Below are 22,840 nucleotides of genomic sequence, written 5' to 3' on the forward strand. Positions count from 1 at the left end.
CGAACCGTGAAGGCCTCCTTGCCTACCTTGAGGGTAGGGAAGGAGGCCTTCACGGACGTTCAGCGCTTCGACTTACTCCGCTGGAGGCTGGTAGTTCGGGTTCTCCCAGACGAAGTTGATCTTATTGCCTTCCGGATCCGCGACATCGGACAACTTGATGAAGTCGTAGTCCTGGATGGGGCCGCATTTCACGCCCTGGACGGCGAGAGTGCCGACGGTTTCATCGATGTCCTCGACACCGATGACCACGGAACCCTTCCCGGCGGCCTCCGGCGCATGGGCGACCTGGATCCACGCGTTTTCGACGAGTTGCCACTCCGCGACGCCGTCCATGGGCTCGGCATCGGGGCCACGCCCGATCCACTGCTTGTACCAAGCTACCGCGGCGGCATGGTCGGAGACCGGGAGTACAGCGAGAACATTCTTGAACCTCGGCACGAAAGGTGATCCTTTCAGTAGTTTCGGATTGCTCGTCACGCCACTGGCAGGCACTGTTCACGGGTCGCGACCACTGTATAGCGGCCGGTCGATCCCGCAAGCGCGTCATGATCGCAGTCCGGCGCTAGGACGAAGTCCTGAACGAAAGATCCATCGGAGTTCTGCACACCATCCGACTTGAAGACGAAATTGATCCGGGTGGCGATTCGGGTCCGCGCAGTCCGTGAAGGACGCCTTGAGGGACCCTGGGTCCCTCGAAGTTCCCCTCACGCGCCCCGGCCGCGCGAAGGCCCCCTTCCTGTACCAAGGCGCAAGGAAGGGGGCCTTCACGTACTTCGGATGACCACCTGTACCGACGCCTCACCGCGCCCCGAACTCGCCGTGGCTTTACAAGGCCACCTTTACTCTGCAGTCCGTGCCCGGCGGAAAGACAGCGACGACGGCCGCGCGGCTTCTCGCCGTGCTGGCCGTGCTCACCGCTGTCGCCCTGCTGCAGAGCGCGCTGTGCAGCGACGGCGCCGCGGCGGCGGGCTCACCCTGCGCTCCCCTGTTCGCAGCCGAAGCGACCCACGCCACGAACCCGGCGAGCGAATGCGACCCGGCCACGTCCCACCTGAGCGCCGACCACGCCGCCTGGCTGGTCCCGGCCGAACCGCCGCACAACCACCTCGACGACGTCACGGGGATCGGCGCGGCGCTGCTGGCCGCTCTCCTCGTGCTCGTCCGGCGCAGCCGGCCCGCGACAGCGGGCGTGCCGCCGGGCACCCGGGCGTTCAAACGTCCGACGGCGACACCTCTTCTCGTCCAGCTCTGCGTTTCCCGCACCTGATCGGCAGCCCCGGTCGTGACCGGTCCGCCCTCGCATCGAGGGCGGACCGGTCATGCCCCACGCCTTCAGTTGCCCGGATCCGAGCTAAGGACTCAGCAGAATGACCAAGAACGCCAAGGTTTCCCTGACGGTCGTGGCCGTCGTGATCGCGGTGGTGGCCGCGTTGCTCGTCTTCACCAGGCTGGGCGAGGACGCCCCGACAGCGCAGGCAGGCGGCGACGGCGCGCCTCCCGCGGTACCCGCGTCGATCCTGGTCCGGCCGGACAGCCATCGCCTGTCCGATCCGGCCGGTGCCAAGGTGACCGTCGTGGAGTTCCTCGACCTGGAGTGCGAAGCGTGCGGCGCCGCGTATCCCGGCGTCGAGCGGCTGCGTGCCGAGTACGGCGACCGCGTCACCTTCGTGATGCGCTACTTCCCCATTCCCAGCCACCAGAACGCCGAGCTCGCCGCGCGGACCGTGGAGGCCGCGGGCAAGCAGGGCAAGCTCGAACCGATGTACCGCCTGATGTTCGAGAGGCAGTCGCAATGGGGCGACCAGCGGGTCTCCCACCGCGAGACCTTCCTCGGCTTCGCACGCGAGCTCGGCCTGGACCTGCCCGCCTTCGAGGCCGCACTGGACGATCCCGTCACGCTCGGCCGGGTCGTGGCCGACCGCACCGACGGTGCGAACATCGGCGTCGAGGGCACGCCGACCTTCTTCGTCAACGGCGTCAGGTTCTCGGGGTCGCCGTCCTATCAGGCTCTCAAGGCCGTCATCGACGAGGAACTGGCGAAATGACGCCCTTCGCCACCCGCGTGACGCCGTGGGTGCTGCTGGTCGGCGGCGCCGTCGGCCTGGTGGCGGCGTTCGTGCTCACCATCGAGAAGATCAAGCTGCTCAAGGATTTTTCCTACATCCCGACCTGCAGTATCAATCCGGTCCTCAGCTGCGGATCGATCATGAAGACCCCGCAGGCGGACCTGTTCGGCTTTCCCAATCCGTTGCTGGGGATCGCCGGGTTCAGTGTGGTCGTGACGACCGGTGTCGCGGTGCTGGCCGGCGCACGGCTCCCTCGTTGGTACTGGCTGGGCCTGCAAGCGGGTTCGTTGCTCGGCGTCGTCTTCGTGCATTGGCTGATGGTCCAGAGTCTCTACGTCATCGGCGCGCTCTGCCCGTACTGCATGGTCGTCTGGGCGGTCACCATCGCCGTCTTCTGGTACACGACCCTGCACAATCTCCACAAAGGACGGATGGTCGTCCGCTACCACAGCGTGGTCCTCGTGGTCTGGTACGCGGTCGTCGGCGCAGCGGTCCTGCAGGCCTTCTGGAACTACTGGAAGACGCTCGTCTGACACCGTCGCGAAGGCCACCGGCGTCCGGTGGCCTTCGCGACGGCACTACACCGAGACCAGACGCCTGCCCCGGTCGAGAGCACGCAGCCCCACCGCACAGGCGACACCGAGCACCGTCAAAGCGAGCCAGGGGATCTCCGGCCAGCCCGCCCGGCGCGCGAGGTCGAAAACGGTACCGGTGAAGAGATTCCCGAGCAGGATGCCCACGCCGACGATCGTGTTGTAGAAGCCGTAGTGCGTGGCGACCAGCCGGTCACCCGACAGCCGGACGACGGTGTCCATCTCGAACGGGAAGACGACGACCGTGCCGACGGCCAGCAGCGCGGCGGAGACGAGCAACCCCGCCCCGGCCGTGACCGGACCCGCCCTGGCGACCGTCAGCGGCGCGACGAACGCCGCGGCCATGAACACCATCCCCAAGGCGAGACACGTGCCGGGCGACCACCGGTTCTTGAACCAGGCGGTGATCTTGAGCTGACCGGCGATCGCGAGACCGCCCGAGATCACGAACAGCCCGGCGATGAGCGCGGTGGCCGACGTCTCCGAGCCCGTGATCCGGCGCGCCTCCATCGGAAGTGCCAGATAGGTCTGGAAGGAGAGCACGTACGAGCCGATCATGACCAGCGCGAAGAGCAGGAAGGCTCGGTTCCCGGCGACGACCCGCCAGTCCGCCCAGATCGACGACCGTTCCCCCTCGCTTTCGTGCGCGGGCAGCGCCCGCACCTGCACCACGGTCAGGACACCGAAGACCGCGGCGGCGACCAGGCAGGTCAGCCGGAAGTCGACGGCCGTCAACGCCAGCCCGACCACCGGGCCCGCGAGGATCCCGCCCTGGTAGAACACGTTGAACACCGAGAAGGCCTCCAGCCGCCGCTCCCCCGCGTCCACCGCCAGATAGGCGCGGACAGCCGGGTTGAACAGGGCTCCGGCGAAACCGGTGGCCGCGGACGCGACGATCAGCGACGGCAGCGAGGACGTCACGCTCAACAACGCGAAACCCGCCGTCCGCAGCACGCATCCGGCGACGATGAGCGGTTTGTAGCCGAACCGGTCGGCGAGGGTGCCCCCGACCAGGAACATGCCCTGCTGCGAGAAGTTGCGGATGCCCAGCACCAGGCCCACGGCCCAGCCCGCCAGTCCCAGCGGGCCGGCGAGATAGCCGGCGAGGTACGGCATCAGCATGTAGAAGCCGACGTTGATGGTGAACTGGTTGACCATCAGCACTTTGCTCGGCCGGTCGAAGGACCGGAACCGCGCCGGAAATCCCGTCACAGCGCGGGATCCACGATCGTGCGGCACCGGGTCCAGCGTTCCACCACCCGCTCGCCGGGATGGCCGACGACGTCCGGTTCCCCGGCCGGGACGACGTCGAGCAGGCCGTGTCCCGCGCAGTAGTCGTCGTTGTAGACGGTGTCGAAGTAGCGCTGCGGGCCGTCCGGGAAGATCGCGGCGATCCGCACGTCCGGATCGTGCGTACGGGCCAGCCAGGCCGCGACGAGGGCGACCGCGCCGACACTCCAGCCGCCGGTCGCGTACTGGGCGGCGGCGAGACGGCGGCAGGTCCAGACCGCTTCGGCGGGCGCCACCCAGTGGATCTCCTCGAAAGCGTCGTAATCGACGTTGCGCGGATGGATGCTCGACCCGAGCCCGCGCATCAGCCGCGAGGTGGCGGGTTGCCCGAAGATCGTCGACCCGACGGTGTCCACGCCGACCAGGCGCAGATGCGGGAAGTACCGCCGCAGCGCGCGGAAGGTCCCTGCCGAATGCCCGCCGGTGCCGACCGAGCACACCAGGACGTCGATCCGGCCCAGTTGCGCGGCCAGTTCGTCGGCCAAGGTCGCGTACGCGGCCACGTTGTCCGGGTTGTGGTACTGATCGGGGCACCAGGAGCCGGGCCGCTCCTCGAGCACCCGCTGGACGCGGTCCCGGCGCGCTTGCTGCCAGCCGCCCGCCGGATGGGGCTCGGTGACGAGGTCGACCCGGGTGCCGTGCGCGGTGAGCATGCGCCGCACGATGGGCTCCATCCCCGGATCGGTGACCAGGGTGACCGGATGGCCGTGGACGATCCCGGCCAGCGCCAGCCCGAGCCCGAGCGTCCCGCTGGTCGACTCGACGATCATCGCGCCGTCCGCCAGGTCGCCGCGGGCCTTGGCCGCTCCCACCATGTGCAACGCGGGGCGATCCTTCATGCCGCCGGGGTTGAAACCCTCCAGCTTGGCCCAGAAGCCCTTGCCGGAACCGGTGAGCCGTTCGTCGATCCACAGCACGGGCGTATTGCCGACGGCCAGCGCCGGGGACACGCAGCGCGCGGCGGTACTGAGGAGGCGGGAAGGCGCGAGAGGTTCATGAGGGAGGACAGCGTTCATCGAGGATTCGTCTTTCTGTGCTGTGCGAACAGGACCGGACCGGCGCGGGAACGGTCACGTCCGGGAGACGCACAGCTCGGTGAGTATCCGGGGGCCACTCCGGTCGAACGCGATCGACCGGGGGCGCTCCCTCACCGGGAACGAAAGGACGGGTGACGAGGCGAGCGGAGGCAGAGAATCCGGGGTGGACGGCGAGGCGTCGCTTCGCACCGCGACCGCGGCGAGCGGTCGGGAGTGCAGGTGTCCCTCGCTCGGCGGGCACGACGAATCGTGCGAGGCCGCCGCGACGACGGCCGTTTCGCCGGGCCCGTCGAGGCAGCCGTACGCCTGCGTTCCCGCCACGACCAGCAGCAGCAACGCCACCACGAGCCGACGAAGAGTAGCCGGAGAGACACTCACGGTTCCCACCGTAGCAAAGATCGACTCGAACTCCCATGACGGCTAGTACTAACTGATCTAGTAGGACTTCACCGGGCGCTCACACCGGTCCCCGTACTACTAAGCGCGATAGTTGAACCTGTGCGACAGGAGATTCGGCACCCGTGACACCCCACCGGCGTTCGCCGCGGCACCCCCTCGCCGCCACCGCCGCCCTCGTGATCCTCGGCTTCGGCGCGCTCCCCGCGAGCGCGCAACCGGCACCGCCGCCGGACGGCCAGGACCCGATGCGGCGCTACCAGGAACTCGGCGCGCAGGCGGCCAAGGCCGACGAGGATCTGCTGGAATCACAAGACCGATTGAAGGCCCGCGAGACCGAACGCGACCAGGCGACGACCGCCCTGGGCAGGGCCGACGGCGATCTCACGCGGGCGCAGTCGGCCATCGACCGCTTCCGGCCGCAGGTCGAGGCGATCGCCCGGTCCGCGATGAACGGCCACCAGCTCGGCAACGCCGTCCTCCTGCTCGACAGCGGCAGCAGGCAGGAGTTCCTCGACCGCTCGTCCGCGCTGTCGGTCCTGGCCGAAGAGAAGGCCAAGGCGTTGAACGGCCTGCGCGACGCGCTCGGTTCCGCGCAGGCCGCCCGCACCACCGCGGCGAACGCGCGGGAGACGGCCCAGCTCGCGGCGAACGACGCGACCGTGGCACTGGACCAGGTCCGCACCCGCAAAGAGGACCTCGACAGCCGGATCGTCGAGGTCAGGAACGCGCTCGGTGACCTGCCCGCGTCGGACAAGGCGAAACTCGGCAAGGTCCAGGACAAGGGCTCCTATCTCGGCCCGCCCGGCGCCGCGAACGACGCGCTCCAGGCGGCACTGTCCAAACGAGGCTCGGAATACCAGTGGGGCGCCACCGGACCGGGCGAGTTCGACTGCTCCGGCCTGACGTCGTGGGCGTACAAGCAGGCGGGCGTCTCGCTCCCGCGCACCAGCCGTCAGCAGTACACCGCGGGAAAGGCCGTCCCGCTGGACCGGCTCGTCCCCGGCGACCTCGTCTTCTACGACGACGGCACCGGCGATCCGGGAGCGATCCATCACGTCGGCATGTACGTCGGCAACGGCAAGATGGTCGACGCGCCGACCGAGGGCCAGCTGGTCGACGTCCGGTCGGTCAAGGGCGACGGGCATCTGATGGGCGCGCGGCGCATCGTCGGGTGACCGCGGCGCACGCAGTATCCTTCCGTGCGGAGGTGTCATGCAACGGCTGGGCGAGCTCGAAGCGTCGGTGATGGACGTGCTCTGGAATTCGGCGGAACCCTTGCGGGTCCGCCAGGTGCTCGAGGCGATCAACCGGGATCGCGAACTCGCCTACACCACGGTGATGACGGTGCTGGACAATCTGCACCGCAAGGAATGGGTCGTGCGCGAAATGGAGAATCGCGCCTACCGCTATCGCGCCGTGGCGACCCGTGAGGAAGCCACCGCGCAAAGCCTGCGCGAACTCCTCGACTCCTCGGAGGACCGCGAATCGGTGCTGCTGCATTTCGCGCGCTCGGTCACCGAAGAGGAGTCCGACATCCTGCGACGGGCGCTGCGACGGAAACCCAAGCGATGATCCTGGCGGCGGTGCTCCTGTTCGGCGTCGCGGTGATCGGCTGGTTCTCGCCCCGGTTGCTCGGCAGGCTGACCGCCGGCGGGATCAGTCCCGGTACGGCGCTCGCGTGGTGGCTGCTGACCGCCCTCGGCGTGCTCGCCGGCACTCTCGGCGCCGTCCTTCTCCTCGTATTGCCGGACCACGGTCCCGCAGCGGCGATCACCCGGTTCCTCCACGATTGCTGGGCGGCGGTCGGGCACAGCGGCCTGCCCGGTCTCGATCCCCTCGTCGGCGTTTTCGCCGGGGCGGTCGTCGTGGTCGCCGCCACCCGGCTCACCGTGACCTGGGCCCGGCGCAGGAAACGCAGCACCCTGCTGCACCGGCGTCACCGGGACGCGCTCAGGCTGACAGGCACCCGTGACGAGCGGCCGATCGCGACGCTGTGGGTTCCCGACGAGCGGCCGATCGCCTACAGCCTCGGCGGCCGCGACGGCCTGATCGTCGCCAGCCGGGGCCTGGCGGGCAGGCTCACCTCCCGGGAACTGAACGCGGTACTGGAGCACGAACGCGCGCATCTGCGCGGAAGGCATCACCTGCTGGCCGGATGCGCCGAAACACTCGGTCGCACGTTGCGGTTCGTCCCGCTCATGCGCGAACTCCCCGGCGCGGTCCGCCTCCTCGTCGAACTGGCCGCCGACCGGGCGGCCGCGGCCGGGCACGGACCGGAAACCGTGCGATCGGCCCTGCTGTCGATCCACGCCCCGGAAGGCGGCGACACCGCGCTCCGGTTGCGATGGCTCGCGCGGCACCCCTGCGGTCCGTCACGGTTGCCGGACCGGGTGCGGGCCGTCGCGGGCGGAACCCTCGCGTTGTTCGCCCCGCCCGCGCTCACCGTCGGCCTGATGTTCACGGCGGGACTCCTTTCCTGCTGGTGAACGAAAGAGACGCGTTCGTCACCAAGGAGAGCGAACGGGTTCAGCGCCGGACACAATCAGGTGATACGCCGTTTCTCGACGTTCGCCCCTTTTCCCGAACGGGTGGCCGAGCGTCGCTTATTGTCGTGTGCGACTGGACGAACCGGGGACGGCAATTCGGGCAAGCTCCACTCACAAGAGTGAGCAATGCCGGGAAATCCCCGTTCCATTGAGCCGGTAAGGCGAATTGCCGGTGCAACTCAAATGGCGGCATTCGGCCGATAGCCCGTTGTCGTAACGTCGGACGAGAGGCGCTTCTCAGTACACACCCCGCAACGAATTCCGCAATCCCATGGAGGTTTTCGTGATCCGACGTCCTCTGCGCACCATGACCGCGGTGATAGGTGCCGCGGCAGCCGTCACCGCCTTCGCGACCCCGGCTTCGGCGGCGACACCGGTGCTGAACGAAACGGCGGGTCCGGCCACGCTGGCCGCCTCGCAGCAGAAGATCGGCGCTTCGCTCGGCGCCGCGTTCGCCGGCTCCTGGCTGGACACGACGACCGGTGAACTCGTCGTCGGCACCGCCGACGCGAGCCGCTCGGCCGCGATCCGTTCGGCGGGCGCGATCCCGAAGGTGATGAAGCACAGTTCCGCCGAACTGAAGAAGATCCAGTCCACATTGGACGACAGAACCGCCGGCCTTCCCGGCTCGGTCGCCGGCTGGTACGTCGACGCGCCCGCGAACGAGGTCGTGGTCGAGGTGGTCGGCGGCGACTCCGCGGGCCGGGCCTGGGCGGCGGCCGCCGGTGTCCCGGTCCGGGTGGACCAGGTGAAGAGCGCGCCACGGCCGTTGTGGAGCGTGGTCGGCGGACAGGGTCTCTACTTCAACGGCGGCGCCTGTTCGGTCGGGTTCAACGCCCATGACGACGACGATCATTACGTGATCACCGCGGGCCACTGCACCGAACTCGGCGGCACCGTGCACGGCGTCGACGGCACGATCGGCCCTGTCTCGAAGTCGTCCTTCCCCGGTAACGACTACGGGACCGTCAAGGTGACCCACTCCGACGTCTCGACCCCGCCCCGGGTCGACCGGTACGGGGACGGTACCGACGTGCGGATCGAGGGCTCCGAGGTCGTCGCCGTCGGCGGCCGCGTCTGCCGGTCCGGGATCACCACCAAGTGGCAGTGCGGGCGGGTCGAAGCGCTGGACCAGACGGTGAACTACGGCAACGGCAACATCGTGCGGGGCCTCACCCAGACCAGCGCCTGCGCCGAACCGGGCGACTCCGGCGGCTCGTACGTCAGCCGTCCCTCGTCGGGTTCCGGGACGAAGCTGGTGCAGGCACAGGGTATGACCTCGGGCGGCTCCGGCGATTGCAACGAAGGCGGCACCACCTTCTTCCAGCCCGTCAAGGAGGTGCTCAACCGCTACGACCTGACTCTCGAGAAGGACTGATCGCCGAAGAGGGGCGGCCGGTGCGACGGCCGCCCCTTGATCTCCCCGGCGAGTTCGCGTGCTTCGCCGACCAGCGTCTCGATCTCGGTCCATCGGCGGCAGACCCGCTCGTGATCGATGACCAGCGTGCCGGAAACCATGCCCAGGAACAGGTTCGCGTCCGCCCCGATCTCCGCGAGCCGCAGGAAGGGACGGCGGTCCGCCGCTGTTCCCGCGCCGTGCGCCGCCGCCCATTCCCGGGCCCGCAGCCCGGCGTCGTGACAGGTGTCGACGAGGAAGGAACGGATCTCCTCCGGCCGGTCCCCCGGGCTCGCGGGCGGTTTCCCCATCAGCGGGAAAATGTTCCAAGCCACCGAGAGCAGGCAGTCGGCCACGTCATCCATCGACTCCACGTCCACCCGGGGAGTGTTCAGGCCCGCGCCTCCTGCCAGGCGGAATGACTCGCGTGAACGACAGGGTCGACCCGATCAGGTGAGTGGCGGTGTGGGGCCACCGCGCACGTCGACGGCAGGCTCCCGGTCCGGGCTCTCGATCTCGCGCAGGTCGACGATCGCCAGTCCGGCGACCAGTCCGGACAGTCCTTTGTGGCCCAGAGGCCGGATCGCGAGGATGCCGCTGACGAAGAACAACAGGTTCGCCAAGGGCTCGAATCCGCTGTTGACCGCGGACGCCAGGGTGAGCAGCGTGAAGTAGCCGCCGGACCCGGCCAGGAATCGCACGATCATCCGCCACAGGGCGGGCTTCCCGCCGTCCGGCCCGGCGGGCCGCAGCAGCACGATCCGCTGGCCGAAGCTGGCGCCGTTGCCCGCGACGGGGATGACGAACAACAGGAGCACGGCGGGCAGCAGGGTGCTGGTCAGCGCCGCGACCACGGTGTTCGGTTCGCCCGCCACCAGGGTCGTCACGATCCCGATGGTGGTGCCGAGCAGCACGACCGAGACGAAGTCGACGGCCATCCCGAGCAGACGGCGGCGCGCGGTGACCGGTCGCGGCGTTCCGGGCGGTGCGGACGGCTCGTTGCCCGGCAGCAGCCGCAGCAACGGGGCGAGGCCGAAGCCGACGGCGGCGCCGAGGGTGTTGGTCAGCAGGTCGTCGACGTCGGCGAGCCGGTACGGGCAGTCGAACAGGAACCAGACCCCGGTGAGCTGGGTGCACTCGATGAACAGGGAGACCGCGAACCCGAGGGCGACGGTGACCGCGAAACCGCGCCGGAAGAGGTGCCGGACGAACATGCCCAGCGGCACGAACAAGGCGACGTTGAAGACCGCCTGCTGGACCGCGGGATTGCGCAGGAACGCGCGCAGGCCCGCCCCGCTCTGTTCGCGGCGGATGTCGGCGACGAACTGGAACGGGCGCAGTTGCAGGTGACTCGTCGCGTGCTCGGCGCACCACGCCGCCGTCGTCTGCGGGATGGGGAGCAACGTGTACGTCCACAGTGACATGGCGTAGACCAGGAACCCGAACACCAGCAGGACCCGCCACAGCCCGAGTTCGCCGCGGCGCCGGTAGCTCGCCGCGATGTACGGGACGGCCAGGATGCCCGCGAGCACGAAACCCGCGAACACCGCGATGACCGCGGAGACGGTCGGATCAGTCACTCGCGGAAGCTAACAACGCTCGCTCCGGCGCACCCGGTACGCCACCTGGCCGGGTGACGGACTCGGCCGGAGCGAGAGCTCGCTGGTGCGCGAGCGCGGCGATGGCGAAGGTCAGGTGGACGACGACCCAGTTGCGGTCTTCGTGGTGGATCCGCTGCAACAGGTCGAGAGTGGCGTCGCCGGGACTGCGGCCCTGACGGCAGGCGTCGATGTACGCCTGGGTCAGCTCGTCGACGTTCCGCCGGAACTCCGCGAAGGGGTCGGCGGAGTGGCTGTCGGTGCAGAAATCCACGGTCACGTCACTCAGCGTTCCACAACGCGACACAAAGTTACGACTTGACGGTTCCGGAATCACTCACGTGAGGTAGTCCCGGGCTGATCTCTGTGCTCTGCGTCACGCCGACGCGAGCGAGGCGGGCATCCGGGGTTCCCGTTCGGCCGTCTTCACCCGGCGGGTGACCGGGAAGCGCTGGTCGAGTTCGACGAGCAGCGGGGTCGCCGCCATCAGCGCCAGCAGCGCGAGCCCGGCGTATGCGCCCAAAGTCGCGATGATCGTCATTTCGGCCTCCTCGATCCCCGTACCGCCTGTTCCGGCGGCCTGGAACCAGGATCGCTTCCCGGCGGGGTGCGGCGGATCGGTCATCCGGCGGAGGTGCCTCGACCGGTCGGCCTTTTCGGCACTGGCCGCATCCCCGATCCCGGACGGCGATGCAGCAGATCGAACCGCGACCACATGGCTTCGGCCGCCTCGATGGATTCGCCGGTGCGGACGGGATCGACGGCGGCGAGCTGCGCGACGATGGCCTGCACCAGGCTCATCCCCGCGGTCAGCGACGGGAAGAAGGTCACGCCTTCGGCCGGCACCATCAGTACCTGCTCGACGGCGCCCGCCAGCGCGGGACTGGCCGCGTCGGTGATGGCGAACGCGCGCGCTCCCCTCGCCTTCGCCTCGTCCGCGGCGAGCACCGTACTTTCGTACAGGCGCCAGAAACTGATCGCGATGAGCACGTCGTCGGCGGTGAGTTTGGCCGTGGCGTTGGCGAGTTCGGCGTCGCCCGCGGTGATCGCGTGGACGTCGTATCCGGCGAGCCGGGCGTTGTGCGCGAACGCGATCCCGACGGCGGCATAGCTGCCGTCGGCGATGACGAGCGTGCGGCGCGCGGCGGCGACGGCCTCGGCGACGTTGCGGATCTCGTCCTCGGTGACCCGCCGGTTGAGCAGGGCGAGGCTGTCGAGGTCGCGGCGCAGCGACGCCGAGCCCGGCGAGTCCACGTCCCGGTGTTCCTCGGCCACCTGCGGCGCGCTCAGCGACGACATGTACCGCGCCCGCAACTCCTGTTGCAGCGCGGGCCAGCCGGCGAAACCGAGCGCCTGCGCGGTGCGGGTGACGGTGGCGACGTTGACCCCGGCGAGCTGGGCGAGCTCGGCCGTCGATCCGAACGACGCCCGGCGCGGTTGCGAGACCAGCACTTCGAGCACGGCGGCCGACTTCGGCCGCAGGCCGCGTTCCGGCGTCCGATCCCGAAGCCACGCCTCGAAACCGTCACCGGTTTCCGTCTCTGTCACGCACACCCTCCCTCGACCGCGCCACGGTAACGCATCGTGCCCGTCGAACCACCTGCAACAACCATTGCAGTTTTACGGAAACGCAGTATACGTTGTCCGCACTCCTCGTCGCCCGAACCACGGAAGGCGTTCCCCATGACGCTTCTGGCTCGACTGGACCGGCTCCCGCTGAGCCGTCCCCACTATCTGCTCCTGCTCATCGGCGGGCTCGGTTACACCTTCGACGGCATGGACTCCGCCGTGGTCGCCTTCCTCCTGCCGAGCGCGAAAGCGGTCTGGGGTCTCGACAACGGGCAGCTCGGGCTGATCGGTTCGGCGACGCCGTTCGGCTTCCTCTTCGGCGCGATCGCCGCGGGCCTGCTGGGCGACCGCATCGGCCGCAAGAAGGTCATGATGTACGCGCTGGCCTTCTACGCGGTGTTCTCGGTGCTCGCCGCCTTCTCCCCGAACTACGAGATCTTCCTGGGCGCCCGGGTGCTGGCCGGGGCGGGTGCGGGTGCCGAAAGCGCGATCATCGCGCCGTTCCTGTCCGAATTCGTCCCCGCGAAGCGACGCGGCTGGTTCGTCGGCGCGCTCGCCGGGTTCTTCTCGTTCGGCTTCGTGATGGCCGCGCTGATCGGGCGGTTCGTCGTGCCGACGGTGCCGGAGGGCTGGCGGGTCGCCCAGCTGATCACCGCGCTGCCCATCGTCATGCTGTTGTGGTGGCGCCGGTCCCTGCCGGAATCGCCGAGGTTCCTCGTCGCGAACGGGCGTCACGCCGAGGCGGAGAAGATCGTCGCGAAACTCGAGCGGGACGTCGAAAAGGCGACCGGGCAACCACTTCCGGCCGTGGCCGAGACCGATGTCCAGCCCGCGAAGGAAACCCCCAAGGTCAACCTCTTCAGCGCGCTGAAGTTCCTGTGGAGCCCGGCGATGGCACGCCGGACCGCGGTGATCTGGACCGTCTGGTTCGTGATCACGTTCTCCTACTACGGCTTCTTCTCCTGGATCCCGACGCTGCTCGTCGAACGCGGGATCACCGTCACCAAGAGCTTCGAGTTCTCGATCATCATCTACCTGGCGCAGATCCCCGGGTACTTCTCCGCGGCCTGGCTGTCGGAACGGCTCGACCGCAAGCACACCATCGCGTTGTACCTCGCGGGCTCGGCGGTGAGCGCGTTCTGGCTGAGCCAGATGGACGCGCCGTGGTCGATCACCCTCGCCGGGGCGGTGCTGTCGTTCTTCCTCAACGGCACCTACGCCGGTGTGTACTCCTACACCCCCGAGGTGTTCCCGACCTGGATCCGCGCCAGCGGCACCGGCCTGTCCAGCGCGTTCGGCAGGCTCGGCAGCATCCTGGCCCCGACGATCATCGGCCTGTCCGCCGCGAGCCTCGGCTTCGCCGGCGTCTTCGGCCTGACCACCGCCGTCCTGGCGGCCGGGGTGGTGTGCGTGGTCGTGTTCGGCCTGTCCACCGCCGGCCGTTCCCTGGAAGAACTGACCGAACACGGCGCGCCCGTGGAAACCGCCAAGGAGATGACGAAGTGACCGTGTCGCTGTCCATTGTGGAGGACAAGACCCGAGCGACGATCGGCGTGAGGCTGTTCACCGTGCTGGCCTGGGTGCCCGAACGGCGGGCGCTGCGCCGCGTGCACAGCAGCCACCCGGCGGAGTACCCGGTCGGCGGCGAAAAGACCGTCGAGGTGGCGGCGGGCTGGCTGGAGCGGTGCATCACCGGACAGGAACCCTATTTCGGGCCCGACAGCGCGGCGGTGCGGGAGATCTTCGCCGACCACGAACTCATCGACCGGCTCGGCTGCGGCGCGGTGATCAACGTGCCGGTGGTGGACGACGGGCGCACTCTCGGCGTCCTCAACATCCTCGACGCCGAAGGCAGCTACGACGACGATTCCGTCACCGCCGCCCGATCTCTGGCACCGTTGGCGGTGCCCGCCCTGCGCGAAATCCTGGAGGCCCGATGAACGGCTCACTGCTGCTGCGCAACGCCCGTCTGCTCGACCCGGTCACGGGCGAGTACACCGAGGGCGATCTCCGGTGCGCCGACGGCCGGATCGTCGAGACCGGCACGGGTCTCGCCGCCGGCGACGTCCGGACCGAGGACCTGCGCGGCGCGTTCGTGCTGCCCGGCCTCGTCGACGCGCACGTGCACGTGACCGCTTCGACAGCGGACCTGGGGTCGCTCCCCGCGTCGTCACCGTCCTATGTGACCGCGCACAGCGCCCGCACCATGAGCCTGATGCTGGACCGGGGCTTCACCACGGTCCGGGACGCCTCGGGCGCCGACTACGGTCTCGCCGACGCGCAGGCCGAGGGCTTGTTCCGCGGTCCCCGCCTGCTGTTCTGCGGGCGCGCGCTGAGTCAGACCGGCGGCCACGGCGACAGCCGGACCCGCGGCGCCAACGCCAGCGACGACCACCCGTGCTGCGCGGGGCTCGGCCGCGTCGCCGACGGTGTCGACGCCGTCCGCGCCGCGGCGCGCGACGAACTGCGCAAGGGAGCGCACCACATCAAGGTGATGGCCTCCGGCGGCGTCGCCTCCCCCACCGACCGGGTCGACTCGACGCAGTACTCCGCCGAGGAACTGCGCGCGATCGTCGAGGAGGCGGAGGCGGCCAACCGCTATGTCGCCGCCCATGCCTACACCGCCCGTGCGGTGAACCGCGCGCTGGAGCTGGGCGTGCGGTCGATCGAGCACGGCAACCTGATCGACGACCTCAGTGTCGAGCTGTTCCTCCGGCACGACGCGTACCTCGTGCCCACGTTGGTCACGTACTGGGCGCTGAAGGAGGAAGGACGCGAGCACGGGCTGCCGGAATCCAGCTGGCGCAAGGTCGACGACGTCCTCGGCGCGGGTATGGCCGCGCTCGAAAAGGCCGACCGGGGCGGGGTGAAACTGGTGTACGGCAGCGATCTCCTCGGCGGGATGCACCGGCACCAGAACCACGAATTCCGGCTGCGCGGCGAGGTCCAGCCCGCGGTGGACGTGATCCGCTCCGCGACGTCGACGGCGGCCGACCTGCTGAACCTGACCGGCGAGATCGGCACGCTGGCCCCCGGCGCGCACGCGGATCTGCTCGTCGTCGACCGGGATCCGCTGGAGGACATCGGCGTCCTGGCCGAGCCGAAGGGCTTCCGGCACGTCATCCAGGGCGGGACGGTGGTCTCCGCCTGACGCGTTTCGTGGGCAGGTCAGCGGCCTTACCCTAGGACGCCGACCGGGGCGAAGGACCCCTTCGGCCTTTGTCAGGCGCGGGGTCGCGGACCAGCAGGTGCCCCCAATGCCGCATCGGGGACGTTGAGCGTCTCCAATGCGGCATTGGGGGCACCGAACGCGAAGCGATCGCGTGAATCGGGGCGTCTCCGTTTGCGGGGTGGTCCCGGTGTCCTGAAGGCCACCTTTGCCTGACGCGTTTCGTCCTCTGGTCGCGGTAGTAGCGCGTGCAGGTAGCGCAACCAGAGGACGAAACGCGGGGTCAGGAAAAGCGTTGCGGGACGCCCCAGGGGTTGTCGTCCCGCAGCGGTTCGGGCAGCAGATGCGAAGGCCAGTCCTGATAGGACACCGGCCGCAGGAAGCGGTCCACCGCCGCCGTCCCGACCGACGTCGACGCCGGTGAGGTCGTCGCCGGGTACGGGCCGCCGTGCTGCATCGCGGCGGTCACCGCGACCCCGGTCGGCCAGCCGCCCCAAAGGATCCGCCCACTGCGGTCGGCCAGCACCGGACGCAGCGCCTCGACGTCGCCCGCCTCCGAGTCCAAGGCGTGCACGGTCGTCGTGAGCTGACCAGGCAGCGCCGCCAAAATCGGCACGACGTCGGAGAACCGCGAGTACCGCACGATCACGCCCAGCGGGCCGAAACACTCCTCCGCAACGTCGGGGACGAAATCGGCCAGGTCGATTTCGAGCAGCCGGGCCCCGGCTCCCCCGACGATCTCGCGCATCCCCGGAATCGCGGCCAGCCGCTCCGCGACGGTCTCGAAACCGGAGGCGATGCGATCGTTCAAGAAAGACCCCACCGTCACCGCTCGCAAGCGTTCGGCGACGAGATCCACGAACGGCCCCGAGGACGGCGCGAACACCAGGCCGGGGTTCGTGCAGAACTGGCCATTGCCCAGCGTCAGCGAACCCGCGTAACCCGTCGCCAGTTCTTCGGCACGCGTCTCGGCGGCACCGGGCAGGACGATCACCGGATTCACGCTGCCGAGCTCGCCGTGGAACGGGATCGGAACCGGCCGGTCGGCCGCGATCCGCGCCAGGGCGAGCCCGCCCGCCACCGATCCGGTGAAGGCCGCGGCCGCGACAGCCGGATGCCGCAGCGCCTCCACTCCGGCGGTTTCCCCCTCGACAAGACCGAGAAGCGCACCCCACCGCTCGAGCGCCTCGACGACGATCGACGCCGTCCGGCGGGAAAGCTCCGGATGCCCCGGATGCGCCTTGACCACCACCGGGCATCCGGCCGCCCATGCCGCCGCGGTGTCCCCGCCCGCCACGCTGAACGCGAAGGGGAAGTTGCTCGCGGCGAACACCAGGACCGGTCCCACCGCCGTGCGATACCGGCGCAGATCCGGCCGGGGGCCGGGTGGCCACGACGGATCGGCGCGATCGATCCGGACGTCGTAGGACGAACCGCTCTCGGCCGCGAGCAGGCGCAGCTGGAACGTCGTGCGGGCCAGCTCACCGGTCAGCCGTTTCGTCCCCAGCCGGGTTTCGGCGTCGGCGATCGCGATCAGCGCCGGGCCCGCCGCGTCCAGCGCGTCGGCCACGCCGGTGATCACCGCCGCGCGCGTCTTCGGGTCGGTGGCGGCCCACGCACCGGCGATCTCCGCCGCCTGGACGATTTCCTTCATTGGTCCCTTCCTCTCCGGGGGCTGAAGGGGCCTTTCCCCGCGTCGCATGCGGCGAAGGGCGCTTTCCCTGCGTGGCATGCGGCGAAGGGCGCTTTCCCTGCGTGGCATGCGGGGAAAGGCCCCTTCAGCTCAGAGCACGAAGCCCGCCGGGAACGGATCGTCCGGGTCGAGCAGGTAGGTGGCGTTGCCGGTGATCCACGCGCGCCCGGAGAACTCCGGCACCACGGCCGGGACACCCCCGACGGTGGTCTCGGCGACCAGCTCACCGGTGAACGTGGTGCCGATGAACGAGCTGTTCTCGAACGGCGTGTGCAGCGCCAGCTCGCCGCGGGCGTGCAGCTGGGCCATCCGGGCCGACGTGCCGGTGCCGCACGGCGACCGGTCGAACCAGCCGGGGTGGATGGCCATCGCGTTCCGCGACGCGCGGGCGTCCGAACCCGGGGCGAGGAACTGGACGTGCTTGCAGCCGCCGATCAGCGGATCGGCCGGATGCTTGGGCGGGCGCTGGTCGTTGATCGCCGCCATGATGTCCAGTCCCGCCGCGAGGATCCGGTCCTTCTCCGAGCGCTCGAACGGGATGTCCACTCGGGACAGTTCGAGGATGGCGTAGAAGTTGCCTCCGTAGGCCAGGTCGTAGCGCACCTCGCCGAGCCCGGGCACCTCGACCGACGCGTCCCGCTCGGCGAGGAAGGACGCGACGTTGCGCAGCTTGACCCGTTCGGCCCGGCCGCCCCGGACGTCGACCTCGGCGTGCACGAGCCCGGCCGGGGTGTCCAGGCGCACCACGGTCTTCGGTTCGGTCACCTCGACCATGCCGGTCTCCACCAGCACCGTCGCCACGCCGATCGTGCCGTGCCCGCACATCGGCAGGCACCCCGACACCTCGATGTACACCACGCCCCAGTCGGCGTCCGGCCTGGTCGGCGGCTGCAGGATCGCGCCGCTCATGGCCGAATGGCCGCGCGGCTCGTTCATCAGGAACCGCCGCAGGTGGTCCAGGTGCTCCATGAAGTACCGGCGGCGCTCGGCCATGGTGTCACCGGGGATGACGCCGACCCCGCCGGTCACCACCCGGGTCGGCATGCCCTCGGTATGCGAGTCGACGGCGGTGATCGACCGGATCGACCGCACCTACTCCACCCCCAGCGAGGCGAGCGCGCGGCGCATGTCGGCGGTGACCTGCTCGCGGTGCTCGTCGGTCAGCGGTCCGCGCGGCGGACGGCAGGGTCCGCCGTAGCGGCCGACGAGGTCCATGCCGAGTTTGATGGCCTGGACGAACTCGGTGCGCGAGTCCCAGCGGAACGCGGCCACCAGCGGTTCGTACAGCGCCCTGGCCTCCTCGAGTTTCCCCGCCCTCGCCAGCTCGAACAGGCGCACCGACTCGGCCGGGAACACGTTCGGGAAACCGGCGAACCAGCCTGTCGCGCCCATCAGCAGGCTTTCCAGCACGACGTCGTCGGCGCCGCTGATCACGTCCAGGCCCGGCGCCTGCTCGCGGATCTCCAGCACCCGCCGGACGTCACCGGAGAATTCCTTGACCGCCACCACGTTGTCGATCGCCGCGATCTCGGCCAATAGCGCGGGAGTGAGATCGACCTTGGTGTCGATGGGGTTGTTGTAGACCATCACCGGCAGGCCGACCGACGCCACCGCCTCGAAGTGGGCGAGGACTTCACCGCGGTTCGCGCGGTACATCGTGGGCGGCAGGCACAGCAGGCCGCCGGCACCGTCTTCGGCGGCGATGTCGGCCCAGTGCCTGGCCTGATGCGACCCGGGACCGTGGACGCCGACGACGACGATGCCGTCCTTCCCCACGGTTTCGATCGCGGTACGGGCCGCGCGGCGGCGTTCGTCGTCGGTGAGCGACGAATACTCGCCGAGGGAGCCGTTCGGGCCGACGCCCCGGCAGCCGTTGTCGATCAGCCACCGGCAGTGCGCGGCGTAGGCGTCGTAATCCACGGCCAGCCCGGCGGGTGCCGATGCGTCCGCCCGGTACGGGAGGGCGGTCGCGACGACGACGCCACCGAGGTCGGGGGTGCTCATTCAGGTTCTCCTTCGGTTCGGGCGGCGAGTTCACCGAGCCGGATCGGCTGGGCGATCGGGCGGTGGTGCCGTTCGGTACCACCGCAGAGTTCGGATACGGCCGGACCGCACATCCGGCCCTGGCACGGGCCGAGGCCCGCCCGGGTGCCGAGTTTCAGCGCGTGCGGGCCGGGGCAGGCCGGGTCGGCGGTCGCGCGGACGAGCTCGCCGTAGGTGGTTTCCTCGCACCGGCAGACGATCGTGTCCTCGCGAAGCCAGCGTCGCCAGGCCGGGCCGATCGGATGCGCCGTGGCGAGGCGCTCGGCGAACGTGTGGGCGCGGTCGCGGGCACGGATCAAGGCCGGGCCGGGCGTTTCCCCCGCGGCGACACGGCCCGCCACCGCGCCCTCGGCCGCGGCGGTGACCGCGCCACCGATACCGGTGATCTCGCCCGCGGCGAAAACACCATCCACTGTGGTGCGTTGGCCGCCGTCGACCCGCACGAACCCACCACCCAGGACGCAGCCCGCGGCGACGGCCAGTTCGGGTTGCGGGACGAATCCGTGGCCGACGCAGACCGCGTCGACCTCGTACGTCCGCTCGGTGCCGGGGACGACCGACCAGTCCGCGCGGACCTCGGCGGTCACCACCTCGCGGACGCTGTCCGCGCCCCGCGCTTCGATCACGGCCCGGCCGAACCGGTACGGGACACGATGGCGGGCCAGCGTCGCGGCGTAGCGGGCCAGTTCGCCCGCCTTGCCCGCGTGGGCGGCCAACCGCCACGGTCGCGCCGACCATCCTTTCCGGACGGTCGTGAACGGGTTCGCCTCCAGGACCGCGACCACCTCGGCCCCGGCGTCCAGCAGCGATTCCGCGACCGGCAGCAGGAACGGCCCCGCCCCGGCGACGAGTACCCGCCCGCCGATCGCGACCCGCTCCCCTTTCGCCAGCGCTTGCGCCGCGCCCGCGGTGTACACGCCGGGCAGTTCCCAGCCGGGGAACGGCAGGGTGCGGTCGTGCGCACCGGTCGCCAGGATCAGCGCGTCGGGAACCAACGTGAGCCGCTGTCGTCCGCCACCGTCGGACTGTCCTCGCAGGACGTGCACCCGGTTCTCCGCGCGGTCGAACGCCCAGACGGTGGCACCGGGCCACCACTGGCACCTCGGATGCGCGAGCAGACGGCGGCGCCGGGTGAACTCCGGTCCGCCGTGTTGTGCCGCGTAGGCCTCCGGCGACATGCGGTAGTACTGGCCGCCTGGCGATTCCGCCTGGTCCAGCACCGTGACGCGGGCACCGGCCCGCAAGGCGTGCTCGACGGCCGCGAGTCCGGCGGGCCCGGCGCCGACGATCACCACATGCCGGCTCACGCGTTCTCCTCCCGTGACTGGGTGCGGATCTCGTCGCCGTCGGCGGCCGGACGGCGGCACGCGCGGACGTCGGGCACATCGTTGACCGTGAGCACGCAGTCGAAGCAGGCGCCGATGCCGCAGAACACACCGCGCGGCGCACCGGAACGCGTGGTGCGCCAGGAGATCCGGCCCGCGGCGAGCAGCACTCCCGCCACGCTCTGGCCCGCGATCCCGGTCAGGGCTTCGCCGTCGACAGTGATCCGGATCGGACGGCCGCTCACGCGGCCACCCCGGCCAGTACCGCGGGACGATCCACGGTGAATTCTCCGACGGGCATCGCAGGCTCCGCCCCGGTGAGCAGTTCGCGCAGCAGGCGCGCGGTGCCGACGCTCAGCCCGATTCCGGCGCCTTCGTGCCCGGTGGCGTGCCACAGGTTTCCCAGCCGCGGGTCCTCTCCTAGCACCGGGAGGTGATCGTCCACGTAGGGCCGGAAACCGCCGTACGCCCGCATGATCGCGGCGTCGGCGAGCGACGGGAACAGCCTCAGGGCCTTGACCGCGATGGCGCTCAGCACGTCGGGGCGGATGGCGTCGTCGAACTCCACCCGGCGGCGGGACGAGCCGATCAGCACGGTGCCGCCCCAGGTCGACTCGACGACGGCGGAGGTCTGCAACTCCACCGAGTCCGCGCCGACAGCGCCGACGTAATCGGCGTCGTAGACCTTGTGCCGGACGACGCCGGGCATCGGGGTGGTCACCAGCACCTCGCCCCGGCGGGGGCGGATCGCGATCGGGGCGCCGAGGCGCGCCGACACCTGACCGGCCCACGGACCCGCGGCGTTCACGACGACGTCGGCCTCGATGACCTCGCCGGGTACGCGGACACCGGTGATCCGTCCACTTCGGACGGACGCGCCGAGGACCTCGGTGTCGGACCGCAGCCGGGCGCCGTGGCGCAGCGCGGAGCCCAGCAGGGCCAGCGCCGCGCCCGCTGGCTGGACCTGAGCGTCCTCCGGGTAGAGGAACGCGGCGGTCACCTCGCGGGTCAGCGCGGGCTCGGCGTCGGCCAGTTCCTTGGGAGACAACGGTTCCGCGCGGACCCCGAGTTGCGTCCCGGCGAACGACGTGAGGGCGCGGGCGCCGTCCTCGGTGGTGGCGACCACGATGCCGCCCTTGGGGTCGTACTCGATCGCGGCGGCGGCCCGCGCGTCCTCGTCGGCGATCTCGGCGACGACACGCGGCCACATTAGGGCCGAAAGCTTCGCGAGTTCGAGTTCGGCGCCCGGTCCCTTGTCGGAGACGAGGATGTTGCCTTCACCGTGCGAAGTGGTGCCCCCGGCGGCACGGCCGCGATCCACGACCACGACGTCGAAGCCTGCCAGGCTCAGCTCACGGGCACACGCGGCGCCGACGATACCCGCGCCGAGTACGGCCACACGCGTTCGGTTCATCGACCCTCCAGCGTTCGGTAAAGCGAACGATCGGAGAGTAGGTTCCCTCCCGGAGAGGTGTCAATACCTGGGGAGCGGTCAGCCCTTCAGCACGGGATGCGGCCTGCCGTCGAGCCGTTCGTCGGCGCGATACTGCAGCAGCAGGACCGAGTGCACCGGCCCGTCCGGCGCGGTGTAGCAATGTGGCTCGCGGGCATCGAAGGCCACGTAGTCACCAGGGCCGACCTCGACGGTCTTGCCCGCCACCTCGACCCGCAGCGAGCCGGACTGCACGACGGTGTGCTCGATCCCGACGTGCCCCTGCGACCGCTGCGGCGCGTCGCCGCGCACCACCTGGTCGTACACCTCGAAGACGCCGTCACCGGTCTCGATCCGGCGCAGCGGCCGGAGATCCACTCCCTCGCCGCTGAGCACCTCGACGTCGGCGCCGCGCACCACGGTGAGCGCGCCGCCCGCGCGATGGTCGAGCAGATCGGAGATCGCCACCTCCAGCACCCTGGACAGGCTGAACACGGTCTCGATGGTCGGATTGCCGCCGCCGGACTCCAGCTGCGACAGCGTCGCCTTGCCGATCCCCGACCTGCGGGACAGCTCCGAAAGCGAAAGGCCCCTCGCCGCCCTGGCCGCGCGCAGGTTGACCGCCAGCATGTCCCGGATCGAGGGCGTCTCGTCCTCCACCGCTTCTCCCCTGTCGTTCGTCAA

General features: G+C 70.1%; 26 protein-coding genes. 10 read left to right on the plus strand and 16 right to left on the minus strand.

Going from position 1 to position 22,840, the window contains the following annotated elements; translation table 11 throughout:
• Window positions 1-72 precede the first annotated feature (72 nt).
• On the minus strand, window positions 73-438 hold the full coding sequence (locus tag ACLJRM_RS02750; protein WP_101613166.1) for a VOC family protein: 366 nt from the start codon (window positions 436-438) through the stop codon (window positions 73-75).
• A gap of 415 nt (window positions 439-853) precedes the next feature.
• Here ACLJRM_RS02750 and ACLJRM_RS02755 point away from each other — a divergent pair, with 415 nt between their 5' ends.
• From ACLJRM_RS02755 to ACLJRM_RS02765, 3 genes are all read left to right on the plus strand, one after another.
• A complete protein-coding gene (locus ACLJRM_RS02755) occupies window positions 854-1,267 on the plus strand; it encodes a hypothetical protein (protein WP_410662148.1) in 414 nt (137 codons plus the stop codon).
• Between the two features lie 100 nt (window positions 1,268-1,367).
• Complete coding sequence (locus tag ACLJRM_RS02760; RefSeq protein ID WP_410662149.1) at window positions 1,368-2,045, plus strand: DsbA family protein; 678 nt, start codon at window positions 1,368-1,370, stop codon at window positions 2,043-2,045.
• Window positions 2,042-2,599: a vitamin K epoxide reductase family protein gene (locus ACLJRM_RS02765; protein WP_101607516.1), complete on the plus strand. Its 558-nt coding sequence runs from the start codon at window positions 2,042-2,044 to the stop codon at window positions 2,597-2,599. The genes ACLJRM_RS02760 and ACLJRM_RS02765 overlap by 4 nt, the downstream gene beginning before the upstream one ends.
• Window positions 2,600-2,644: 45 nt before the next feature.
• Here the strand turns inward: ACLJRM_RS02765 and ACLJRM_RS02770 are convergent, their stop codons facing one another.
• From ACLJRM_RS02770 to ACLJRM_RS02780, 3 genes are read right to left on the minus strand one after another with little or no spacing between them, the layout of a single operon-like run.
• Complete coding sequence (locus tag ACLJRM_RS02770; protein WP_410662150.1) at window positions 2,645-3,871, minus strand: MDR family MFS transporter; 1,227 nt, start codon at window positions 3,869-3,871, stop codon at window positions 2,645-2,647.
• Window positions 3,868-4,965, minus strand: a complete 1,098-nt coding sequence (locus ACLJRM_RS02775) for a PLP-dependent cysteine synthase family protein (protein ID WP_101607514.1) — start codon at window positions 4,963-4,965, stop codon at window positions 3,868-3,870. The genes ACLJRM_RS02770 and ACLJRM_RS02775 overlap by 4 nt, the downstream gene beginning before the upstream one ends.
• A gap of 54 nt (window positions 4,966-5,019) precedes the next feature.
• A complete protein-coding gene (locus tag ACLJRM_RS02780; RefSeq protein WP_233224165.1) occupies window positions 5,020-5,364 on the minus strand; it encodes a hypothetical protein in 345 nt (114 codons plus the stop codon).
• 143 nt (window positions 5,365-5,507) lie between these two features.
• Here ACLJRM_RS02780 and ACLJRM_RS02785 point away from each other — a divergent pair, with 143 nt between their 5' ends.
• The 4 genes from ACLJRM_RS02785 to ACLJRM_RS02800 all read left to right on the plus strand — a co-directional run bounded on the left by ACLJRM_RS02785 (window position 5,508) and on the right by ACLJRM_RS02800 (window position 9,309).
• Entirely contained in the window at window positions 5,508-6,560 is a 1,053-nt protein-coding gene (locus ACLJRM_RS02785; RefSeq protein WP_410662151.1) for an NlpC/P60 family protein, read from the plus strand.
• 37 nt (window positions 6,561-6,597) lie between these two features.
• Window positions 6,598-6,957, plus strand: coding sequence for a BlaI/MecI/CopY family transcriptional regulator (locus tag ACLJRM_RS02790; RefSeq protein WP_101607512.1), 360 nt, complete (start codon window positions 6,598-6,600; stop codon window positions 6,955-6,957).
• Window positions 6,954-7,871, plus strand: a complete 918-nt coding sequence (locus tag ACLJRM_RS02795) for a M56 family metallopeptidase (protein WP_410662152.1) — start codon at window positions 6,954-6,956, stop codon at window positions 7,869-7,871. The genes ACLJRM_RS02790 and ACLJRM_RS02795 overlap by 4 nt, the downstream gene beginning before the upstream one ends.
• Before the next feature lie 343 nt (window positions 7,872-8,214).
• Window positions 8,215-9,309 carry a S1 family peptidase gene (locus ACLJRM_RS02800; RefSeq protein ID WP_101613164.1) on the plus strand — a complete coding sequence of 365 codons (1,095 nt, stop codon included), beginning with the start codon at window positions 8,215-8,217 and terminating at the stop codon, window positions 9,307-9,309.
• On the opposite strand, the gene ACLJRM_RS02805 is transcribed toward ACLJRM_RS02800, so the two are convergent.
• The 5 genes from ACLJRM_RS02805 to ACLJRM_RS02825 form a co-directional block, all read right to left on the minus strand.
• Entirely contained in the window at window positions 9,282-9,692 is a 411-nt protein-coding gene (locus tag ACLJRM_RS02805) for a hypothetical protein (RefSeq protein WP_410662153.1), read from the minus strand. The genes ACLJRM_RS02800 and ACLJRM_RS02805 overlap by 28 nt on opposite strands.
• An 84-nt stretch (window positions 9,693-9,776) precedes the next feature.
• On the minus strand, window positions 9,777-10,907 hold the full coding sequence (locus tag ACLJRM_RS02810; RefSeq protein WP_410662154.1) for a VanZ family protein: 1,131 nt from the start codon (window positions 10,905-10,907) through the stop codon (window positions 9,777-9,779).
• Window positions 10,900-11,205 (minus strand): hypothetical protein, encoded by a 306-nt coding sequence (locus ACLJRM_RS02815; protein WP_410662155.1) that lies wholly within the window; start codon window positions 11,203-11,205, stop codon window positions 10,900-10,902. Before ACLJRM_RS02815 ends, ACLJRM_RS02810 begins: the two co-directional genes overlap by 8 nt.
• A gap of 96 nt (window positions 11,206-11,301) precedes the next feature.
• On the minus strand, window positions 11,302-11,550 hold the full coding sequence (locus ACLJRM_RS02820; RefSeq protein ID WP_410662156.1) for a hypothetical protein: 249 nt from the start codon (window positions 11,548-11,550) through the stop codon (window positions 11,302-11,304).
• The gene (locus tag ACLJRM_RS02825; protein WP_101607506.1) at window positions 11,547-12,473 is read right to left on the minus strand and encodes a MurR/RpiR family transcriptional regulator; all 927 of its coding nucleotides are present in this window, start codon (window positions 12,471-12,473) and stop codon (window positions 11,547-11,549) included. The genes ACLJRM_RS02820 and ACLJRM_RS02825 overlap by 4 nt, the downstream gene beginning before the upstream one ends.
• Window positions 12,474-12,608: 135 nt before the next feature.
• Here ACLJRM_RS02825 and ACLJRM_RS02830 point away from each other — a divergent pair, with 135 nt between their 5' ends.
• Genes ACLJRM_RS02830 through ACLJRM_RS02840 form a run of 3 tightly spaced genes read left to right on the plus strand, consistent with a single transcriptional unit; the run spans window position 12,609 to window position 15,645 of the window.
• Window positions 12,609-14,000 (plus strand): MFS transporter, encoded by a 1,392-nt coding sequence (locus ACLJRM_RS02830; protein WP_101607505.1) that lies wholly within the window; start codon window positions 12,609-12,611, stop codon window positions 13,998-14,000.
• Window positions 13,997-14,434, plus strand: a complete 438-nt coding sequence (locus tag ACLJRM_RS02835) for a GAF domain-containing protein (RefSeq protein WP_101607504.1) — start codon at window positions 13,997-13,999, stop codon at window positions 14,432-14,434. The genes ACLJRM_RS02830 and ACLJRM_RS02835 overlap by 4 nt, the downstream gene beginning before the upstream one ends.
• Window positions 14,431-15,645 (plus strand): amidohydrolase family protein, encoded by a 1,215-nt coding sequence (locus ACLJRM_RS02840; protein ID WP_410662157.1) that lies wholly within the window; start codon window positions 14,431-14,433, stop codon window positions 15,643-15,645. Before ACLJRM_RS02835 ends, ACLJRM_RS02840 begins: the two co-directional genes overlap by 4 nt.
• 301 nt (window positions 15,646-15,946) lie before the next feature.
• Here the strand turns inward: ACLJRM_RS02840 and ACLJRM_RS02845 are convergent, their stop codons facing one another.
• The 7 genes from ACLJRM_RS02845 to ACLJRM_RS02875 form a co-directional block, all read right to left on the minus strand.
• Complete coding sequence (locus tag ACLJRM_RS02845; RefSeq protein ID WP_410662158.1) at window positions 15,947-17,317, minus strand: aldehyde dehydrogenase (NADP(+)); 1,371 nt, start codon at window positions 17,315-17,317, stop codon at window positions 15,947-15,949.
• Window positions 17,318-17,446: 129 nt separating this feature from the next.
• A complete protein-coding gene (locus ACLJRM_RS02850; RefSeq protein ID WP_410662159.1) occupies window positions 17,447-18,448 on the minus strand; it encodes a proline racemase family protein in 1,002 nt (333 codons plus the stop codon).
• On the minus strand, window positions 18,449-19,360 hold the full coding sequence (locus tag ACLJRM_RS02855; protein WP_410662160.1) for a dihydrodipicolinate synthase family protein: 912 nt from the start codon (window positions 19,358-19,360) through the stop codon (window positions 18,449-18,451). It abuts the gene before it with no gap.
• A complete protein-coding gene (locus tag ACLJRM_RS02860; protein WP_410662161.1) occupies window positions 19,357-20,706 on the minus strand; it encodes an FAD-dependent oxidoreductase in 1,350 nt (449 codons plus the stop codon). The genes ACLJRM_RS02855 and ACLJRM_RS02860 overlap by 4 nt, the downstream gene beginning before the upstream one ends.
• Window positions 20,703-20,969, minus strand: coding sequence for a (2Fe-2S)-binding protein (locus ACLJRM_RS02865; protein WP_101607498.1), 267 nt, complete (start codon window positions 20,967-20,969; stop codon window positions 20,703-20,705). The genes ACLJRM_RS02860 and ACLJRM_RS02865 overlap by 4 nt, the downstream gene beginning before the upstream one ends.
• Complete coding sequence (locus ACLJRM_RS02870; protein WP_410662162.1) at window positions 20,966-22,138, minus strand: NAD(P)/FAD-dependent oxidoreductase; 1,173 nt, start codon at window positions 22,136-22,138, stop codon at window positions 20,966-20,968. Before ACLJRM_RS02870 ends, ACLJRM_RS02865 begins: the two co-directional genes overlap by 4 nt.
• A gap of 78 nt (window positions 22,139-22,216) precedes the next feature.
• The gene (locus tag ACLJRM_RS02875) at window positions 22,217-22,816 is read right to left on the minus strand and encodes a helix-turn-helix domain-containing protein (RefSeq protein ID WP_168214308.1); all 600 of its coding nucleotides are present in this window, start codon (window positions 22,814-22,816) and stop codon (window positions 22,217-22,219) included.
• Between the last annotated feature and the right edge of the window lie 24 nt (window positions 22,817-22,840).

Source organism: Amycolatopsis sp. lyj-84 (assembly GCF_046549075.1).
GTDB lineage: Bacteria > Actinomycetota > Actinomycetes > Mycobacteriales > Pseudonocardiaceae > Amycolatopsis.

What these genes read in the sequence shown, in the direction of transcription:
- ACLJRM_RS02760 (WP_410662149.1), top strand. Translation starts at nt 1,368, where the DNA reads ATGACCAAGAACGCCAAGGTTTCCCTGACGGTCGTGGCCGTCGTGATC.
- ACLJRM_RS02765 (WP_101607516.1), top strand. Translation starts at nt 2,042, where the DNA reads ATGACGCCCTTCGCCACCCGCGTGACGCCGTGGGTGCTGCTGGTCGGC.
- ACLJRM_RS02775 (WP_101607514.1), bottom strand. Translation starts at nt 4,965, where the DNA reads ATGAACGCTGTCCTCCCTCATGAACCTCTCGCGCCTTCCCGCCTCCTC.
- ACLJRM_RS02790 (WP_101607512.1), top strand. Translation starts at nt 6,598, where the DNA reads ATGCAACGGCTGGGCGAGCTCGAAGCGTCGGTGATGGACGTGCTCTGG.
- ACLJRM_RS02795 (WP_410662152.1), top strand. Translation starts at nt 6,954, where the DNA reads ATGATCCTGGCGGCGGTGCTCCTGTTCGGCGTCGCGGTGATCGGCTGG.
- ACLJRM_RS02805 (WP_410662153.1), bottom strand. Translation starts at nt 9,692, where the DNA reads ATGGATGACGTGGCCGACTGCCTGCTCTCGGTGGCTTGGAACATTTTC.
- ACLJRM_RS02820 (WP_410662156.1), bottom strand. Translation starts at nt 11,550, where the DNA reads ATGACCGATCCGCCGCACCCCGCCGGGAAGCGATCCTGGTTCCAGGCC.
- ACLJRM_RS02830 (WP_101607505.1), top strand. Translation starts at nt 12,609, where the DNA reads ATGACGCTTCTGGCTCGACTGGACCGGCTCCCGCTGAGCCGTCCCCAC.
- ACLJRM_RS02840 (WP_410662157.1), top strand. Translation starts at nt 14,431, where the DNA reads ATGAACGGCTCACTGCTGCTGCGCAACGCCCGTCTGCTCGACCCGGTC.
- ACLJRM_RS02845 (WP_410662158.1), bottom strand. Translation starts at nt 17,317, where the DNA reads ATGAAGGAAATCGTCCAGGCGGCGGAGATCGCCGGTGCGTGGGCCGCC.
- ACLJRM_RS02855 (WP_410662160.1), bottom strand. Translation starts at nt 19,360, where the DNA reads ATGAGCACCCCCGACCTCGGTGGCGTCGTCGTCGCGACCGCCCTCCCG.
- ACLJRM_RS02870 (WP_410662162.1), bottom strand. Translation starts at nt 22,138, where the DNA reads ATGAACCGAACGCGTGTGGCCGTACTCGGCGCGGGTATCGTCGGCGCC.